Genomic DNA, 16,456 nt, shown 5'->3' with positions numbered 1-16,456 from the left:
CTGTTTCACTTGTGCTGAAGTTGGGTTATTAGGTAAGGAAACCATTGATCAGGAGAGAGATGTCTAATGAATACAAATAAAAATGAAAAATTCAATGCAAGAACTGAAACTCAGGACGGCGTGTGCACGGTGTATCTGACTGGCGAACTGGATTTGTCGGTTGCTCCTGACTTCCGCTTGGTGATGGAGCCGCTCGTGGATAACAAGGAACAGGATCTTGTGATTAACATGAAAGAATTGAAGTATATCGATAGTACAGGGATTGGTATCCTGTTATCTGTTCTGAAGGCAAGACATGGAATGGAAGCTCGCTTTGAAGTACAGGAAGTTCCTGCGCAGATTCAGAAACTTTTTGACATGACGGGCATCGCCAAATTCTTTGTCACACAGAAGAATTCCCAATAGGAAAGGATCGAAAAAGGAATGAATGCAGAAGTTCAAAGAGTCACCCTTAATTTACCGGCGACAGCTGATTACGTTGATATTGTAAGACTTAATCTTTATGGAGTAGCATCCAAAATGGGATTTTCTTATGAAGACATTGAGGATATGAAAGTTGCTGTATCCGAGGCCTGTAATAACTCTGTACTGTATGCCTACTCACACGAAGGTGGCATGGTTGAAGTTGTATTCGAAGTGGAAGGCGAAACATTGTCCATTACTGTCAAGGACGAAGGTGCCAGCTTCGAGAACATGAATCCTGCTGTGTCACGTGCTGGTCTTCACGACAAAGAACTGACAGAAGCACAGATTGGCGGACTTGGGTTCTACCTGATGCAAGCCTTGATGGACGATGTCAGTGTGGAAAGTGAGACGGGCAAAGGTACGAAAGTAGTACTCGTAAAACGTCTTGCAAGAAGTGAGGAGAAAGTATGAATGAAAAAGTGACTCCCCCAGAGTCCATGTCTGAAGCTATAGGTTTGATCTGGGAATACCAGCAGACCCAAGATAATGAAATTGCAACAGTTCTCATCCGTAAATATGAACCAATGGTTAAGATGGCAGCAGGTAAAATCGCTCGGAATCGCCCCGATCTATACGAAGATTTGTATCAGACCGGGCAGATGGCCTTGATTCGATTGCTTAAGCAATACGATATCAACCTAGGTATTCCGTTTGAACCTTATGCCATGAAGAGTATGATCGGTCATATGAAGAACTACTTGCGTGACAAATCCTGGTATATTCAGGTGCCCCGGAGGATTAAGGAAAAGGGAGCCCTTGTGCAACATGCCATTGATGAGTTAACCGTCAAGTTGGAGCGCTCACCCGGTGTGAACGAAATTGCTGAATACCTTGATTTGACTGCAGAAGAGACGATTGAAGTTCTGGCTGGTCGGGAATGTTACCATTATGTATCACTCGATTCTCCTTTATCTCAGGATGACAGTGCAGCAACATTGGGAGAACTGATCAGTGCAGATGTTAATGACTATGATTCGGTCGAAAAACGGATGGACTTGCAACAGGCATTGGGACAATTGAAGGAACAAGAGCAGCAGGTACTTATTCTAGCATTCCAGGATGGCCAATCTCAGCGGGCAATTGCCCAGAAGCTTGGTGTTTCACAGATGAGTGTATCTCGGATTCAGAAGCGAGCTACAGAGAAATTGAAACAGATCATGTCCAATGCTTCAATGTTATGAAAGATGAATCCCTGATGTTGTTGAGTACGGCATAGAGAAGGACACGTAATTCCATTGGAATACATACGTGTCCTTTTTGGGATTAAAAAGGTTGTATGCAATAAACATATGTGCAGGAGTGGATATTGTGATTGTGAACCAAATCAAGCTGGAAGCCCGTCGCGACAAGTTATCTTGCTCAGACCATTGGCAATGGTGGGATTGGGTTGCACCTGATACGGATAGCATGAAAAATGCCTTGGAGGAGCTGGCAGAGTCATTTCCCGATATGCAGTATTGGCTTCATAAAATTCCGGAAGTGGAATCGAATTATCTATCCGTCCGTTTCGTGAATGGTACTGAGCCCGTCATATTTGGCTCCTTGTTGTACGCGATTAAAAATGAGAGAGATGACAAAAGAAAAGATAATCAGATGTTCTTTTATGTCGATCGCACCAACCTGGTTACCTTGAATATGGATGAAAATACAAGAGGTATTATGAAGACAGATGAACGTGCGAATATGTTGCAACAATGTACAGTGGCGAGGGATGGCATGTTCGTACTTTTTCGAGCAATACTGCATTACTATCATGTGGGTATGGATCACTTTGAGGTGAACCTGCGTGATCTGGAACGGAAGATGGAGTCTCGTAATGCACGTACCTTGATGGACCAGATTCTCGCAGCCCGATTTGAATTGTTATACTGGAGCAATCTGTTTATCCCGTACTCGGAACTCATGGCCGCTGCCCATGAAGCCTACCTGAGTGAGATGAAAGACAATCGTTTCTTTCTACAGCTTCAATATCGTGTGGAACGTATGGAGCGTCTGTTCAATCATTACGAGAAAGAGATCGATACGTTAATTTCCATTGATAATGCGATCTCAGGAGTTCGTGGGAATGAGATTATGAAGACGCTAACCATAGTTACCGCTGTGTTCATACCTGCCACGGCAGCTGGCGCGATATGGGGGATGAACTTTGAGAACCTGCCCTTTATCGACAAATCATGGGGAGTTGTACTGGTCCTTGTCGTTATTATCTTAAGCATGATCAGCATGTATGTATGGCTGATGATGAAAGGATGGACAGGAGACCTGCTCAAAGTGAAGTCTTCACAGCCTTCAGCTGAAGAGATCGAGAAAAAAGGAGCAACTGAAACGCGTAGGGGATAGCCTATTGGCTAGTCCTCTTAGTTTTTGTAATCTTCAATGTAACCAAGTAAATCAGCAATATATTGTCCAACAATCGGCATATTGACGAATTGACTGAGAATGAACGCCAGCAAACCCAGAACAACAAAGGTACCTACAGTTAGGCCGAGTCCTCTTGCCATTCCTGCTGTAAAGTTAGTAATGATCCGCTTCTTGGGACTGCTGTAATTCTCAATAATATCCTTGATCTGTGCTCTCTCCAGACTGTCCGCAATCTGGTCCAGACGGGTGTTCAATCGTTTTACCTCATGACGCAATTCAAAAGGATGCTCGCTTGTATCATACTGCTGTGTCGGTGTTCCTCCCGCAATTGGAGTATTACCATTGATTGTAACTTTACTCATATTATTCGTCCTCCTCAACTCGCATTGGATAAAAAATAGCCAGCTGAAGTGCAGCTGGCTATTGGTCTCTCGATCTGTATCGCCTTACAGGCTGGTCGAGTTAAGTTCTTTACGTGCATCTTCCTTCGCTTCAACGGAAGCGGCAGCCACTTCATCAGATGCACGGGATGCTTCGTTAGCCACATCAGCGGACGCTTTTCTCACAGAGTCCATTACATCATTGCGGCCTTGATTTACCGTTTTTGCAATGTCGGAAGTTTTGGAAGAGACCGTTTTAGCCAGTTCAGTTGCTTTGTCACTTACAACAGTTGCCACTTCTTTAGTGCGGTCAGTAACGATGCCCACTTTCTCGGAAAGGTCACCACGCAATTCACGTCCCGGTTTAGGCGCAAAGAGTAGTGCTGCTGCAGCTCCCAGCAAACCCCCGATGAAAATACCTTTTGCGAAAGTTGAACCCGTCTGTACAGGATATTGCTCTTCTGCTTTATTCATGTCTAATCACTCCTTCTTCAATTTAAGAAACAAATACGAAACAACGAACACCTTGTTGCCCGAATCAGGCAGCCTGTCTTAGCAGTCTGGACACAAGCCCCAGCAAGAAAACAAAGAGCGCTGTACCAATGATGGCAGGGATGATGGCAAAGTTACCGATAACTGGTCCCCAGTTACCAAGCAAAAGTGCTCCCAGCCAGGCTCCGGCAAATCCGGCAATCATTGCACCGATTATGCCTCCAGGCATGTTGTGACCGGCAAGTGCATCTCCGATCAAACCGATGATGACAGCCATCACAATGCTGATAATGATGCCCCACATAACAACCGCCTCCTTTAAACTTGATGTAGGATGTTGTCTGTTCGCGTTTGCTTACTTCGTATATAAACCCCGTGCAACCCTGTGAAACAATAAAGATCAGGATGAATGAACTGGAAATCAGAGGAATTCATTCTTTAGCGGCTTTGTTTAATGCCTTTAACCATGCAGAAGATCCATGCCAATCCAGCAGTAAATCCAGTAAATACATCGGTAGGATAATGAACGCCCAACATGATCCGGCTGAGACCAATCAAGAAAATAAAACTGATACCACATAGAACAGGAAGCCACACACTAGAAGAGTTATGTCGCTGTCGTTCAATGGCCCAGATTACAAAGAGCATGCCGTAGAAGCCCATGGAGATCATGGCATGTCCGCTGGGAAAGCTGTACCCGTGAACGACCAGCAGATGATCCAGTTCCGGTCTGCTTCGTCTGAAAAATTCCTTCAATAACGTGTTCAGAACCCACATCATGGCAAAACTCCCTGTGAGCGCATATCCATATATAACAAACCTTGGACTGCGTTGTATGAAGAAAAGAAGAGCAAAACCTCCTGCAGCCACAGCAGAGATTTTGAATGAGCCCAGTGAGGTTATGAATGCAGTGTAAGGGAACAGATGAAGACGTGAATCTGAATTCAGATAAAATAATTGCTGAATTTGATCATCCAGACGAATAATAACATCAGCACCCAACCAGGCACCCAGACCTGCCAGAATGAATACGACCGATGCGCTGAGGGCCAGACCAGCCAAACCCCAGTTGAGGAGTGGACGTAATAACGTACCGGAAGTTGAACTGAATGAGGCTGATGAATACGTTTTGCGCGGCATAATGAGTTTCTCCTTCAGTTATGGTAGTAGATGAACATAGATGATAAAGCTATACCCGAAATGCCTGTCGAAAAAACTGTAAAAACGTCGCTTTTGTACTATACTATTTAAGATATCCCATGCGGCGTCGTGACGCAAAGCAGAGATGAAATCGGGAGCACAAAGGAGAGAACTCGCATGGAGAGTGCCTTGTTAATTAAAGAATACCGTGCAGGCGTTATGGAATGCGCCCATTACGGACACATAAGTATTACGGATGAGTATGGCCGAATCGTATACTCGGCTGGTGACCCTCATTTTAGAGCGTTCACTCGCTCATCTGCCAAACCTTTTCAAGCCATTCCAGGTATTCGGGCAGGAATTGCCAGTCACTATGGCCTATCAGCACAGGAGATTGCCATTATGTCCTCCTCGCATCGTTCGGAACCGGAACACATTCGGGTGCTGGAGCAGTTATCCGGTAAGATCGGATTGGGAGAAGAATGCCTGATCTGTGCACCAAGCTATCCGCTTAATGAAGAAAGCCGTAATCAATGGTTACGTGCACAAGGAGAGAAACGGCGCATCTTGCACAACTGCTCCGGAAAACATCTGGGAATTCTGGGGTACAGTCAGATGAAGCAGGTTGATCTGGGCAGTTACGCTGAACCGGATCATCCGGTACAACGTGAAATTCTTGAAACCTTTGCCGACCTGGCAGGTATTGAGGAAAAAGAGATTGAGCTTGGGACGGATGGCTGCGGCTTTCCGGTATTTTCTTTGCCGTTGTTGGCATTGTCGAATGCTTATCTGAAGCTCGCTTGTCCGGATCTTATTGCTGATCCTTCCACAAGAACAGCTGTAGAGACCATAACATCAGCTATGAATGAACATCCGTTGATGGTAGGTGGCACGGAGCGTGTAGATTCAGTGCTGCTGGAAGACGATAACATTGTAGCGAAGGGTGGATTCAAGGGGGTATTCGGATTTGGTCTGAAAAAAGAAAGACTGGGAATCACCTTCAAGGTGCTTGATGGTTCCGAGGAAGAGTGGGCGTTCATTACCCAATCCATCCTGAAACAGATTGGTTATTCCAATGAGAGAACCATTGAACGATTGGCTGAAGTGTTCCCTTCGGACATCCGAAATGATGCGGGTACCCTTGTAGGTCATGCAGATAGTGAGTTCATTCTCCACTCACTTGAAGATAGCGTATAACCTTAAGAAGGGGCGTGATTAGAGTTGCCGGACCCCGGGTAAAGATGCATACCAACTGGTATTCATCTATACAATTCATATACACGCATGGACTGCCGCGGTAATGTGGCAGCTCTAAACCCTTGGAGGTGGATGAACATGATTAAAGTGGTGACATCGGAAGAAAGGCACACGTCGGATCGAGGTTGGATACACAGTGAATTCAGCTTTTCCTTTGCGGATTATGATGATCCAAGCAACGCCCATTTTGGCTGTCTGTTGGCTCATAATGAAAACACGCTGATGCCGCAAGAAGGCTTTAAGAAACATCCACATCATGATCTTGAACTTGTCAGTTATGTCATATCAGGTACACTCAAACATACGGATAGTATGGGAACAGAACAATTGCTTGAACCAGGTACGGTCCAGGTGATGAGTGCGGGTACGGGTGTTGAACACTCCGAGACCAATCCGTCAGCGGATGAACCGGTACGTTTCCTCCAGATGTGGTTTTTGCCATCGGAGCGTATGCTGAAACCTTCCTATACGAATCGGAGAATAGAGCCGCAGGAGCATTTGAATCGTCTATGTCCGATTGTATCCGGGCAAGGGGGCGAGGGAAGTGAAGGCGCATTGCCTATTTCTCAGGATGTAACCTGTTACCTGTCCCATTTGGAGTCCGGGAAAAAGTTGATGTACCCGCAACACGAAGATCGACGGACACATCTTTTTCTGATCAGTGGACATGTAGAGATTCATTGTTCAGATGGCAACTTCAACCTCAAGCCGGGGGATGCCGCACGAATTCGCAAAAGCTGTGATCTGCAAATCACAAGCACAGACAGTGAACCTGCCGAATTTGTTTTGGTTGACCTGCCCTAAGGATGAGATATATTCCGTAGAAGATAGCCTTCAAATATGAATATGTGAAAAAGGACCTGTTCCCACGGTGATGTGGAAACAGGTCCTTTTTAGGCTTGCTTTTGAAAGGACTTCATAGAAGTCGCAAATGATCAAAAGCAACACTTTGCTAAGATTTACGAAGGTTACCCAGTTCTGAAGCGACAGCTTCCACTTCAGAGATACTGAGATGTTCCTTGCTCAGAATCATTTCATACAGGTCAAACAGATCTTCGTATTTCTCAAGTGGGAATGAAGAAGCTTGCATGGCGGCACCGCTTGCCATACGAAGTTTGGTTTTGATCGCTTCAATCATATATTCCATATTGGCTGCTGTTGCTTGTGTTAAATCCATCGTTAAGTTCATCCCTTCCGTATCGGAAACTCTTGTTATTGTATCATGATTGGAAGCGCTCAGGCTAATGCTTTTGCGGGGAAACCAAGCATCGGTTACAATGATGGATACAACAACAGGGTTTCATGGAAACTTGAGTGTACTGGAGGGAATACAGCTTGGCAGCGTATAAGCGAGAAATGGTTCGCCATCAAGGAAGGGAAGTCCGCAAAGGCGTGCCTGCAGGGAATCTGGTCTTATTTTTCAAAAACATCATTCAACTTCATTCTCCAGCTGAAATCACGTTTGTCTGCATTGGTACGTATCGTTCCACCGGGGATGCTCTGGGTCCACTGACAGGAAGTTTACTGCAAGAGAGTGGAATGGAGAACGTGATTGGCACGCTGACTTCCCCTTGTGATGCAGATACGTTGGAAAAGAAATTGGCAATTATTCCTGCACACCATGCCATCATAGCGATTGATGCATGTCTGGGTCCAAAGCATGCGGTAGGTACATACTATCTCTCGAATAACCCACTCATTCCCGCCCAATCGGTCGGAGGCAAGCTACCCCCTGTTGGACAATACAGTGTAGCAGCTGTGGTTAATGCAAATGGACCAAGGCCCTATTCCATTTTGCAGATGACCTCGCTTCACTTGGTCATGGGGATGTCCCGAACGATTGCAGACGCCGCAATTGAAGCATGGAAATGGAGACAAACGTTTCATTCATGATATGTAGGCTTAATAATATACAACCTGAATTATATCATTCGCGCAGAGAGAGGGATTTATATGGAAAAAGTGATGTGTGATGGAACGACGATTTGTTATGCCGAACAAGGTAAGGGAGAAGCACTCATTTTGCTCCACGGATACTGTGGCAGTTCATCGTATTGGGATGAGGTCGTACCTGAACTGGCACGCAGCTATCGCTGTATCGTACCTGATCTGCGTGGACACGGAAAAACAGATGCACCTGTAGGAAGTTATACCATCGAACAGATGGGCAACGATGTATTACAGTTGATGGACGAGTTGAATGTGGAAAAAGCGGTCCTTCTGGGACACTCGATGGGGGGATACATTGCGCTCTCGATCGCACAGCGCCATCCAGAACGCCTGAATGCATTTGGTCTGATTCATTCCACAGCCTATCCGGACAGTGAAGAAGCCAAGGAGAAACGCCTTCGCGCTGTATCCACCATTCAGACCGAAGGTATCGTGAATTTTGTAGATGGACTCGTTCCCGGCCTATTCGCACCAGAACATGTGGAGACATTATCTACGCAAGTAACACGTGTGAAGGAAATTGGTTACCAGACTGCACCCCAAGGTGCTGTCGGCGCTGCACTTGCTATGCGGGAACGGCCGGATCGCCGCGATGTGTTATCGGCTACACCTTTACCTGTATTGCTGGTTGCAGGAGAGAAGGATGCTGTTATCCCGCCAGAACGTACATTTACAAGTGACAAGCCACATATCGTGCAAGCCGTGATTGCGGGTGCGGGTCATATGAGCATGTATGAAGCTCCTGAAGAGTTAATTCAGGTCATTAAACAATTTATGGCTGGATTATCGAAATAATTGATGAAGTGATTTATGTTGATATCATTAGGGCGTGTCTGAAAACTCCGAAGGAAGTAGATTTTACTGAATTTTCGTTCCAAGCAAGGAAGTTTTCCGCAGGCGTGCCGGGGCACGTCAAGGGGAAGTGACGTAGCATGGGGCGAAAAGGCGGTAAAAGATGCACTTCAGCGAGTTTTGAGACACGTCCTAGAATCATAGTTTGGTTTCTGGATGATTCTACCTCTTGTGGAGGAGGAGTAACCAGTTCCATTTCAACCGAGCCCCTGCCACGTCCCTTTGGGATAGGCAGGGGTTTAGTGTGTTCATGGCCAGAGCAAAGACACGCGTGTCTTGTTTTTGGCTTTTTGTCATGGCATGAATTAAAATAAATATAAAGGAACGATATGAGAACGATTGGATGTATAGGGTCGAAGGATGAGGGGGCATACAGCATGTTCAGAAAAGATTATCTGCTCCGCATGATGGAGGAAATGACTGAAGCAATTGGCAAAGTGTTCACGCTCAAACAGCAGCGTAAGCATACCGAGGCATTGTCTGAGTTGGATGAGCTGATGCGCAGGCAGTTTGGGTTGAACTTATCTCTACTGAATTCATTGCCAGCGGAGGATGTTATTGAAATGTTCCGTTTTCGCGGAATGATTGAGGTAGACAATCTGCAGCAGGCCGCGAGGCTGATTGAAGAAGAGGCTTACATTTATCAAGAGAAGGCCAAAGTGGAAGGCATAGATGATCAGGAGAGAATGGACGCAGAGGATGAGGCTGTCATTCGATTGATGAGATCACTTCATTTTTACCTGTATGCATTGAATCATGGCGCCAATCCCCAGTTATTGAATGCACCGGAACGGGTGGAGGGTGTATTGGGGCTCACGAAAGAATATGTACTTCCTGCCCGGACTGAAAGACAGCTTGCCCTCTATCGTGAACAACAAGGACGTTACGACCAAGCAGAGAACAGTTGGTACAGATTGCTCCAGCTTGGTGATGAATTCCCGGTAAGCTACCGAGATGATGTACAGGCATTCTATGAAAGGTTGAGCCAACTCACAGATGAACAGCTGGAGCATGGTGGTTTGCCGCGTACCGAAGTTGAAGAGGGGTTAGCTGAACTAAGTCGTCAAGAGATGAACTCCTAAATATGGATAGGATCAAGGCCTGTTACATGCCTTTACTTGGAGAGGGAACGTAATTGTGGTATGGTAACGGTTGACCAAACCAAACCGAAAGTGAGATGTACCCCGTGGATTCATTGCGAAAGCTTATACAAGACATCTTTGAACAGAATTCGCTGATTACAGCGACCTGGAGCCAGCTGCGCAGACGGGACAATGTCTCGTATACCAAAGTGCAAGTCAAGCCGGTGACACTGAAGAATCAGCTGCATTATCAGTTTGCATTCCATTATAACAACAAAGTGCTGCACGAGAATTTGACTCCGGCTGAAGCGGCAGAGCGCATGACTTTGTTATGTGAAGAGACGTTTCGTCAAGGGCTGCTCTGTACGACCGAGGCAGACTATCAAATTTTGATCAGCAAAAAATATAAAGTATCCATTCTGACCAAATCTGCTTCCAAAACTGCGGTGGATCTGTCGCATAATCGCAAGAAGCAATATGTATTGGAAGAGGGAGTACCCGTATCGTTCCTCGTTGAACTTGGCATTATGAACGAAGAAGGTCGTGTGCTGGCCCGTAAATATGACAAGTTCAGACAGATCAACCGTTTCCTCGAAATGGTGCAGGATGTCATTCCACATCTGCCGGAAGGACGTCCACTGACCATCGTTGACTTTGGTTGCGGCAAGTCTTATCTGACATTTGCGTTATATCATTATCTGTCTGTACAACAACGTCGTTCACTCAAGATTATTGGGTTGGACTTGAAGGCAGATGTCATTGAACACTGTAATGATCTGGCTAATCGATTGCATTATGGCGATCTGAAGTTTCTGGTTGGAGACATCGCGGACTACGATGAATTGAACGAAGTGGATATGGTTGTCACGCTGCATGCCTGTGATACAGCCACCGATGCTGCTTTGGAGAAGGCAGTTCGTTGGGGGGCTTCTGTTATTCTGTCTGTTCCTTGCTGTCAGCATGAACTGTTTGATCAAGTAGAGGCCTCCGTGATGAATCCATTGTTGTCCCATGGCATCCTCAAGGAACGTTTTTCCGCACTGGCTACGGATGGGATTCGTGCCAAGTTGCTTGATCTGATGGGATACAAGACACAATTGCTTGAATTCATCGATATGGAGAATACGCCTAAAAACATATTGATTCGTGCTGTTCGCGGTCAGGCCGGCGAAGTGACGGAGATGTGGAATGAATATACGGCTTTCCGTGATTTCATTCATGCCGATCCATATTTGGAGCGGGCTTGTGCCGATTTGCTTCCTGGCGATGGCAAGCAGGCCGGCGGGAAATCAAAATCGAGCAAAGAAACCGTTCAAGATTCCGCAAATTGAGACCTTTGCTGAGTGTGCCAATGACAATCCAGGGACATACTGCAACTAGGGTCTCTGAATGTAAAATGATATTCAATGCACATACTTCTTAGCAAGCCACACCATAACTGTCAGATGTATATCAGGCAGAAGGACCCGTTATCGGGATCTTCTGTCTTTTTGTTATGCATACGGAGCGGTGGAAGGAAGGAGGGTGTATAAGGATGAAGAATAGGACAATGGATAAGGGAGTTGTAACGAATATACGAGGGTATGCGGTGAACGAGGTCATGGTGGAACAGGCGTTTGATGGTTCTCGACATGCAGAGGGTACAAAATATGTAGATAACAGGGACTTATGTAATGGGGACAGTAGGGGCAGTAGAGACAGTACATATAATAGGGAAGATACATACAACAAAGATCATATGTATAAAAAAGATGATACGTATAAAAAGGATGATAAAAATAATTCAAGTGGAGCTATCCAGACCGATGCGTCAGTGAGTTTTTCTCAAAGTTTGAGGTGTAAACGTTATTCAGGATCGGGGTGGACTGTTGGGTTAGGCATACTCTCCATTGTCTTGCTGCTTGCAGGATGTCTGAGTCGGGGACTGTACTATTCGGCTGATCTGTATCCTGTCCTTTTGATCGCAGCAGGAAGCATATTGATCATGATTGTGCTATTTCTTGTCGGTATTCGTCTAGAGAAAGAGCAAGAGCAGGAGCAAGGAAGAAAACAAGTACCTCTGTCACCGGTACATTGGCTAGGGAACAATGAACGAATGGTTTGGCGAATGATTCGATTTCCGGGAATGTGGCGGGTATTGTGGCCGCTGGGGATGATGACATGTTTTGGGCTACATGCGTGGGCAGGCTCGGTGAGTAAACAGGGCAGCATGGATGAGATGCTGCGATGGAGCCTGCTTGCGATGTTTACTCTGCTCACTGCAATACTGGCTGCGCGCACGGATGGTGCGCGTTGGTTAGCCTGCGGTTGGCAGATGGCAGGCGGCTTGCTTGTGCTAAGCGGTATCCTTGCCGTGTGCGGGATATTGCCGATGCCCTTCGGGGTGATGCGGACTGCTGACCCCGAGATCAGCTCCGCCGGAGCAAGGCTCGGCGGATTATTGCAGTACCCGAATGCGTACGGTGCCGTTGTTGGCATGTACGCACTGGAGCGGCTGACAGCCGCCGCGCGAGTCATAGCCCGGCCTGTGCCGGCCGGGCGACTCATCGCGGCAGTGCTGCCGCTCATGCCTGCGCAAGCCGCGCTCCTGCTGAGCGAGTCGCGCGGCGCTTGGCTGGCGACCGGCTGCGCCGCGGTCGCCGCCTTTGCTTTGCAGCGGCGCGGTGCCCGCCTGCCGCTGCTGCTGGCCATGGCCGCGCCACTGGCGTGCGCGGCCTGGCTGTACCGCCAGCTGGCTGCTGCCCAGCTGGCGCCTGCACCCGTGCCCGGCCTGCTGGCACTGGCCGGGGCATGGGCAGCTGCGCTGCTCGGCACGCTGCTGCTGTGCCGTCTATGGCACAGCGGCGCCGCCAAGGCTCCGCGCGCCGCTGCTTTGACGGCCATCGCGCTGGCGGGAGCCGCCGCAGCACTGATGGCCGTGGCCTCCACCGCCGATCGCCTCGCGGCGGGTGTCGGCACTGGGGTGTCCCGCCTACAGATGTGGCGGGACGCCCTCCAGCTGTGGGCCGAGGCCGCATGGCTTGGCCACGGGGGAGATACATGGCGCAACATGTTTCGCGCCATTCAATCCTCGCCTTATGTCGGAGGCGAGGTTCACAACGGCCTGCTCGATCTCGCCCTGGACACGGGCATGATCGGCATCCTGCTTGTCGCAGGGTGGTTTCTCCTCACCCTGCGAAGCATCTTTCATTTTGCACCGCAGCTCATGCCTTCTGTGCTTATTTTTGGCCTGCATGGGGCGATGGACTTTGACTGGAGCTTTACACTATTTTGGATGCTCTTTATCTGGCTCGGTGCTTGGGCAACTGCATTGAAGACGGAAACAGAGGGAGTCCAACGATCCGGCGTAACTGTAAAATACACCCCTATCAGATCCAAATCGGGATCTAAATTGAGATCTAAATCCAGATATCTTTTCTTGCGATATTTACCAACCCAATCCCACCCATCAGCTGTCCCGATGCGTTCCTTCTTTCATATTTTTCAGCGAGTAACTGCTCGGCTAATAAGGGTATCCACAGTGACGATCATCCTTTTCTGGATTGGTGGAACAGTCTGGCTGACCTCCCGATACGCTGTAGCAGAAGTGCAGTACCGTCAGGCGATGTCTGAACCGGATGGCACTCCAGCACAGAAGGTGCATCTTATGGCTGCTTTTCAATCGAATCCGAATCGACCGGATATCGTGATATCCTTTGCACGATCTCTCCCGGGACGAGAAGCAGAATCACTCCTTTTGAGCAGCCTGTCCCATTTCCCGATGCACCCTCAGATTTACATCGAACTTGGACGATTGGCAGCCCAATTCGGCGAAGGACAGCAGGCTGGAGAATATTTTGAACAAGCGATCGCATTGAATCGGTATGATGGCATTAGCCAATCCACGGCTTTGTATTGGATGGAGCAGGCAGCGCGGCGGGAATGGAAGGCAGGATATAGAGATCGAGCCCGACAGACTGCCGCCGCTGGTGTCCAGATGTATGAACGGTATCAACTGCTGGCTGAGGAAGTGGGAGCAGGGGACGTTCGTAATGATCGTCGTTTTGTACTGGAAGAACATGCTCCAGGTTATGGAGAGAACCTGCGCAGGCTTGCTTCGGCTTCTTCTCCTCCGTTTACTCCAGAGTTGACCAAGCGGAGTCCTTGAATCACTGCTGGATCTTGACGTTTACCCAAGTTATATGATGATGGATGTCAGCGTCCAAAAAGTCAGGAAGTCCAAGCTGGCTGCTCCTTGCGGAGGGTATGCGATTTTCTAAGGAACACAGGACGTCTTATTTGGCCTCTAGCTCCTCTTTTTAAATTGTAAGGAACATCAGACACGTTATTTCCCGAAACTCCCTAACAAAAACGTGATAAAAGGCCAAAAATCCCGAGATAACGTGTCTCAGATTCCTTAGATTTCTAAAATGCTTCAAATCCTTGAATAAGACGCCTCAGATTCGTTACCACTCGTGGGCTTGAGCATGAAAAATTACTCGGTGTTCATGTTCATATTCCCAGCTTATATTCATGCCCACCTGGAGGTCGGCTCCATGCTCTGCCCAACCGCAAGGGGTCGCCCTCGAATCCTACCTGGAGCGAAGCTTTACATCGGAAGGGAGGAATTCGCATGTTTGTTGTCTCTATCGCTTGCTCGTACGGGAAGGAGGCATTAACATCACACGTTAAGGACACAGTGCCCTCCTTGGCTATTCCTAGCATGTTCAGATTCGCTTCAGCTTGGCTGCGTCTTTCAGTAGGTTTGAAGACACAGCTACCTGCCTCACTGCTGCATTCCTACAGACGATACCCACCAAATGCGTGCTGAAACGCATCTTTTAATGGTTCAACATCTACTTCCCACATCGCGGCGATCTCTGCACTGACATCCGTGTTCCACCACTCACATAATTTCTTGCGGTTGTCGCGATTCTCCCCAATCCAGAGCAGATTTGTGATCACCTTACCGTAATAATATTCTTCCGCCTGTTTCATCCGTTCGGGAGAGACATATACTTTTAGCCTTTTGGCTGTCCGGTACAATTCCTTGCTGCATGCCCGGCGAATTCCTCTGGCGGAAGGAAGGTTTTGACCGGATTGCGTATGTTTGACCGGCGGAGAACCGGGTATTGATTTGTGTGACATCTTCTCACGCTCCTCTCCCCATACCATATGCGCACTGCTGCGAACGGGACACTATCCCAACCTCGTGAAGTAGCAACGTCCACAGCCCTGTGATAAAATAGGGACGAACATCCATGGTGCGGAGGGGCACCGCCAATCAGGATGGAGAAAGAGGGTTGAGATGGACTTTATTCATAACCTTGTTGGCCAATTGTTCGATTGGATTCAAAGTCTTGGGTACTTTGGAATCATGCTTGGATTAATGTTGGAAGTTATCCCAAGCGAAATTGTGCTGGCGTATGGAGGTTTTCTCGTTTCACAAGGTAATATCAACTTCTTCGGTGCTATGATTTTTGGTACGGTGGGCGGTGTGATTGCCCAGTTATTTATTTACTGGATTGGCCGTTATGGCGGCAGACCTGTACTTGAACGCTACGGTAAATACATACTCATCCAGAAAAAACACATCGACCATTCCGAGGAGTGGTTCCGCAAGTATGGTACAGGTGTCATTTTCACAGCGCGTTTTGTTCCGGTGGTAAGACATGCAATCTCCATCCCGGCTGGCATCACGAAAATGCACACAGGCAAATTCATCTTGCTTACTACACTCGCTGTTATACCTTGGACTGCATTGTTTATATATTTAGGGATGATTCTTGGAGATCAATGGAAGCATATTGATGAGAAAGCGGCACCATATGTTATGCCTATTTTGCTTGTCGCTCTCGCCCTTATGATCGTTTATGTACTTATTAAATGGATGAATGTTCGTAAAAAGAAAGGAAGTGTCTAGTCATGGGTAAACCCAACTTGTCTCACAAATTCGGTAAAGGTCTGCCACCGAAAGATTTTATCGAGAGTATGACCAAGAACCAAAGTGAATTCCAGGCCAATTATGATAGCTTTACTTGGTCGAACGAAGAGGATCGTGAGTTTTTTGAGAGTCTGAATCATCGCGATGATCTGCGTGTGTTAATTCTGGCTGCGGACTGGTGCGGGGATGTTGTCCGTAATATTCCGGTTGTGTTCCAGGCGCTTGAAATCTCAGGAATCCCAACAGAAGTTCTGATTATGGAGAACCATCCGGAAGTGATGGATGAGTTCCTGACGATGGGTGGCCGTTCCGTGCCAGTCGTTATTTTTGCAGATACAGGTGGTCATGTGTTAGGTCAGTGGGGACCTCGTCCGCAGCATGTACAGGAAGTCATGATTGAATTCAAACGCCTTAATCCGGATCGTGAAGCAGCAGATTATCAAGAAAATTTGGCTGTAGCGCGTCAAGAGATTGGTAAACGTTATGGGGAAGGAACGGAGTCACATGCGGCCATTATCCGTGAGCTGCGTGAACTGATTTCGGGTTACTAAGCC

The 16,456-nt window shown here is 47.5% G+C and carries 19 protein-coding genes; 13 read left to right on the top strand and 6 right to left on the bottom strand.

The annotated features are described in order from the left end of the window. The first annotated feature begins 66 nt into the window (after positions 1-66). The 4 genes from MHB43_RS27555 to MHB43_RS27540 all read left to right on the top strand — a co-directional run bounded on the left by MHB43_RS27555 (position 67) and on the right by MHB43_RS27540 (position 2,805). Positions 67-405 (top strand): STAS domain-containing protein, encoded by a 339-nt coding sequence (locus MHB43_RS27555; RefSeq protein WP_036606989.1) that lies wholly within the window; start codon positions 67-69, stop codon positions 403-405. An 18-nt stretch (positions 406-423) separates the two neighbouring features. Beyond that, the gene (rsbW, locus tag MHB43_RS27550; RefSeq protein ID WP_076212654.1) at positions 424-876 is read left to right on the top strand and encodes an anti-sigma B factor RsbW; all 453 of its coding nucleotides are present in this window, start codon (positions 424-426) and stop codon (positions 874-876) included. After that, on the top strand, positions 873-1,646 hold the full coding sequence (locus MHB43_RS27545) for a sigma-70 family RNA polymerase sigma factor (protein WP_047841571.1): 774 nt from the start codon (positions 873-875) through the stop codon (positions 1,644-1,646). Before rsbW ends, MHB43_RS27545 begins: the two co-directional genes overlap by 4 nt. Before the next feature lie 130 nt (positions 1,647-1,776). Then, on the top strand, positions 1,777-2,805 hold the full coding sequence (locus tag MHB43_RS27540; protein WP_405132477.1) for a magnesium transporter CorA family protein: 1,029 nt from the start codon (positions 1,777-1,779) through the stop codon (positions 2,803-2,805). Between the two features lie 17 nt (positions 2,806-2,822). Here the strand turns inward: MHB43_RS27540 and MHB43_RS27535 are convergent, their stop codons facing one another. From MHB43_RS27535 to MHB43_RS27520, 4 genes are all read right to left on the bottom strand, one after another. After that, the gene (locus MHB43_RS27535) at positions 2,823-3,188 is read right to left on the bottom strand and encodes a DUF5665 domain-containing protein (RefSeq protein WP_221820807.1); all 366 of its coding nucleotides are present in this window, start codon (positions 3,186-3,188) and stop codon (positions 2,823-2,825) included. Between the two features lie 84 nt (positions 3,189-3,272). Further along, the gene (locus tag MHB43_RS27530) at positions 3,273-3,680 is read right to left on the bottom strand and encodes a YtxH domain-containing protein (protein ID WP_076212649.1); all 408 of its coding nucleotides are present in this window, start codon (positions 3,678-3,680) and stop codon (positions 3,273-3,275) included. Positions 3,681-3,744: 64 nt separating this feature from the next. Further along, positions 3,745-4,002 (bottom strand): GlsB/YeaQ/YmgE family stress response membrane protein, encoded by a 258-nt coding sequence (locus MHB43_RS27525; RefSeq protein WP_017692278.1) that lies wholly within the window; start codon positions 4,000-4,002, stop codon positions 3,745-3,747. A gap of 134 nt (positions 4,003-4,136) precedes the next feature. Then, positions 4,137-4,838: a phosphatase PAP2 family protein gene (locus tag MHB43_RS27520; protein ID WP_221820809.1), complete on the bottom strand. Its 702-nt coding sequence runs from the start codon at positions 4,836-4,838 to the stop codon at positions 4,137-4,139. 177 nt (positions 4,839-5,015) lie between these two features. Between MHB43_RS27520 and MHB43_RS27515 the strand changes: the two genes are divergently transcribed. Beyond that, the gene (locus tag MHB43_RS27515; protein WP_339179405.1) at positions 5,016-6,035 is read left to right on the top strand and encodes an asparaginase; all 1,020 of its coding nucleotides are present in this window, start codon (positions 5,016-5,018) and stop codon (positions 6,033-6,035) included. A 138-nt stretch (positions 6,036-6,173) separates the two neighbouring features. Then, a complete protein-coding gene (locus MHB43_RS27510; RefSeq protein ID WP_036607001.1) occupies positions 6,174-6,899 on the top strand; it encodes a pirin family protein in 726 nt (241 codons plus the stop codon). Positions 6,900-7,047: 148 nt separating this feature from the next. On the opposite strand, the gene MHB43_RS27505 is transcribed toward MHB43_RS27510, so the two are convergent. Beyond that, positions 7,048-7,272, bottom strand: a complete 225-nt coding sequence (locus MHB43_RS27505) for a DUF1128 domain-containing protein (RefSeq protein ID WP_017692283.1) — start codon at positions 7,270-7,272, stop codon at positions 7,048-7,050. Positions 7,273-7,430: 158 nt separating this feature from the next. Here MHB43_RS27505 and yyaC point away from each other — a divergent pair, with 158 nt between their 5' ends. From yyaC to MHB43_RS27480, 5 genes are all read left to right on the top strand, one after another. Beyond that, a complete protein-coding gene (yyaC, locus tag MHB43_RS27500; protein ID WP_405130836.1) occupies positions 7,431-7,988 on the top strand; it encodes a spore protease YyaC in 558 nt (185 codons plus the stop codon). Between the two features lie 60 nt (positions 7,989-8,048). Further along, positions 8,049-8,840 carry an alpha/beta hydrolase gene (locus MHB43_RS27495; RefSeq protein ID WP_339179400.1) on the top strand — a complete coding sequence of 264 codons (792 nt, stop codon included), beginning with the start codon at positions 8,049-8,051 and terminating at the stop codon, positions 8,838-8,840. A gap of 434 nt (positions 8,841-9,274) precedes the next feature. Then, positions 9,275-9,979, top strand: a complete 705-nt coding sequence (locus MHB43_RS27490) for a DUF6483 family protein (protein WP_339179396.1) — start codon at positions 9,275-9,277, stop codon at positions 9,977-9,979. Positions 9,980-10,074: 95 nt separating this feature from the next. Beyond that, positions 10,075-11,310: an SAM-dependent methyltransferase gene (locus tag MHB43_RS27485; protein ID WP_339305625.1), complete on the top strand. Its 1,236-nt coding sequence runs from the start codon at positions 10,075-10,077 to the stop codon at positions 11,308-11,310. Between the two features lie 203 nt (positions 11,311-11,513). After that, the gene (locus MHB43_RS27480) at positions 11,514-14,126 is read left to right on the top strand and encodes an O-antigen ligase family protein (protein WP_405130835.1); all 2,613 of its coding nucleotides are present in this window, start codon (positions 11,514-11,516) and stop codon (positions 14,124-14,126) included. A 632-nt stretch (positions 14,127-14,758) separates the two neighbouring features. Here MHB43_RS27480 and MHB43_RS27475 read toward each other — a convergent pair. Then, positions 14,759-15,106: a dehydrogenase gene (locus tag MHB43_RS27475; protein ID WP_074096436.1), complete on the bottom strand. Its 348-nt coding sequence runs from the start codon at positions 15,104-15,106 to the stop codon at positions 14,759-14,761. 160 nt (positions 15,107-15,266) lie between these two features. Between MHB43_RS27475 and MHB43_RS27470 the strand changes: the two genes are divergently transcribed. Next, entirely contained in the window at positions 15,267-15,881 is a 615-nt protein-coding gene (locus tag MHB43_RS27470) for a DedA family protein (protein ID WP_036607012.1), read from the top strand. A gap of 2 nt (positions 15,882-15,883) precedes the next feature. Continuing rightward, a complete protein-coding gene (locus MHB43_RS27465; RefSeq protein ID WP_017692292.1) occupies positions 15,884-16,453 on the top strand; it encodes a thioredoxin family protein in 570 nt (189 codons plus the stop codon). Positions 16,454-16,456 lie beyond the last annotated feature (3 nt).

This window comes from Paenibacillus sp. FSL H8-0317, from assembly GCF_045040685.1.
Classification (GTDB): Bacteria; Bacillota; Bacilli; order Paenibacillales; family Paenibacillaceae; genus Paenibacillus.
The sequence above is the reverse complement of the archived record's forward strand: the minus strand, read 5'-3'. Positions and strand labels throughout refer to the sequence as shown.